The organism is Streptomyces sp. NPDC002209, assembly GCF_042890265.1.
GTDB lineage: Bacteria > Actinomycetota > Actinomycetes > Streptomycetales > Streptomycetaceae > Streptomyces.
Map to the genome: position 1 here is coordinate 1 of NZ_JBIARX010000043.1, position 1,603 is coordinate 1,603.

Genomic DNA, 1,603 nt, shown 5'->3' on the forward strand with positions numbered 1-1,603 from the left:
AACACCCCCGACCCTTCGTCTGGACGAAGACCGCCGACGAGATCCTCGACAAAGTCGCCGCCTACTGCCACCGAATCTCTGACTCACGTCACTAGGTCGTCTCTTTCGGATCTTGCCGGGCGGCGCGGGTCAGGCAAGATCCGAACGAGACGGCCTAGGCTGTCTCCCCGGCGCGGGCAGTACCGGCTGGGGCCTGTCGGACCTTGGCGGCGGCACCGGGGCGGGATGCGCCCTCCACGGCGAGGCAGATCCCGAAGACGCGGTCGTGGCCGGTCCAGCCGTTGACACGGCCCCGGTTGTTGCTGATCTGCACGCGCCGGCGCGGGGCGTCCACGGCCGAGACCAGGTGCAGGTACACCGTGCCGGCGACCCGGGCCAGGACGATGTCGCCGGGTTCGAGGAGCGCCGGGTCGACCGGGGCGACCCGGACCCGCCGGCGGCTGTGGATCAGCGGCACCATCGAGTCGCCGGTCGGCCGGAACTCCACGGTCTCGCCCCGGCTGATGCGGTCCGCCCACGCGTCGAGCATGCCCATCGGGCCAGTGTGCCTGCCGAGGCGGGGCCGGGACACCTCATTTCCCGGGCGCGGCACGCGCCGGGCCGGTCAGCGTGGGGGTTCCACCTCGAGGAAGCGGCGCCGGCGCGGGCCCCGGTAGAGCAGGCAGCCCCAGCCCAGGGGCTCCAGCGCGGCCGCGCAGGCCGTCAGGCGCTCCTGCTCCGCCTCGGCCGCGCCGCCGCCCGGGGGTCCGGTCCAGGTCACCTCGACCCGCGCGTCCCCGGACCCGGACGCGCCGGGCGACACCCGGTATCCCGTCCGCGTACGCCGGCCCTCCGCGTCCACCGCCGACGGGGTGATGCCCGCCGCCTCCAGTACGAGGGCCACCGCGCGCGGCATCTGCCGCAGCTCCCACGGGGCGGGAACCGCCGTCCCCGCCGAGCCGTTCACCAGGCGGCGGATCTGCAGCAGGCCCTCGTACGCCGTGCGGACCTCGGCCGCCCGCGCTGCCGTGGCGGGCCGCTGCGGTCCGTCGCCGGTCGCGGGCTCGAAGCCCTGCCCGGGTGCCTCCACCACCCCACCCCTCTCCCTCGGTCTGAGTACCTCACACCCGACGACCTGAGTATCCGCCCCGATTCCCCGCGGCCCCGCCGCTGATCGAATGAGGGCATGACCTTCGACGCCACCGCCGCCCGCACCGCGCCCCGCCCGCGCCGCATGCAGCACGTGACCACCGCCGGCTCGGCCCTGGCCGTGGCCCTGGTCCCGCTCGTGGTGGGCGTCCTGGTGGCCAAGGGCATGGCCGCCGACCCGCACGCCCCCGTCAACGCCCTCATCACGGGCGGCGGCCAGCGGGCGGGCCTGCCCCGGGCCGAGTGGCGCCGGCGCGGCCACGCCACGATGCACCGGCTGCGCACCGCCCGCCGGGACACGGCACGCCGCTGCGCCGCGGTCCGCGACCGCCGCCGCCCCGCCGCCGTCCCCCGGGACCGCGCCGCCTGACCGTCCCGCTCCCTAAAGGGTGTTGCAGAAGGTCCGCCTCGGGCAGGCTGGGGTGTCGCTTGAGCTGCTGTTTCACCGCGTCGTGGTGAGGTTGTGCATGGTGGC

Annotated in this window: 3 protein-coding genes; 1 reads left to right on the forward strand and 2 read right to left on the reverse strand. The window is 75.7% G+C overall.

All coding sequences use genetic code 11. From position 1 onward, the window contains the following. Nucleotides 1-154 precede the first annotated feature (154 nt). On the reverse strand, nucleotides 155-535 hold the full coding sequence (locus ACFYXK_RS33935; RefSeq protein WP_389414653.1) for a S26 family signal peptidase: 381 nt from the start codon (nucleotides 533-535) through the stop codon (nucleotides 155-157). 69 nt (nucleotides 536-604) lie between these two features. Beyond that, nucleotides 605-1,069, reverse strand: a complete 465-nt coding sequence (locus ACFYXK_RS33940) for a hypothetical protein (RefSeq protein WP_389414655.1) — start codon at nucleotides 1,067-1,069, stop codon at nucleotides 605-607. A gap of 96 nt (nucleotides 1,070-1,165) precedes the next feature. Between ACFYXK_RS33940 and ACFYXK_RS33945 the strand changes: the two genes are divergently transcribed. Next, a complete protein-coding gene (locus ACFYXK_RS33945) occupies nucleotides 1,166-1,498 on the forward strand; it encodes a hypothetical protein (RefSeq protein WP_389414654.1) in 333 nt (110 codons plus the stop codon). The last annotated feature ends 105 nt before the right edge of the window (nucleotides 1,499-1,603 follow it).

Bases quoted from the DNA above. Each gene is read 5' to 3' on its own strand.
- ACFYXK_RS33935 (WP_389414653.1), bottom strand. From the start codon at position 535: ATGGGCATGCTCGACGCGTGGGCGGACCGCATCAGCCGGGGCGAGACC.
- ACFYXK_RS33945 (WP_389414654.1), top strand. From the start codon at position 1,166: ATGACCTTCGACGCCACCGCCGCCCGCACCGCGCCCCGCCCGCGCCGC.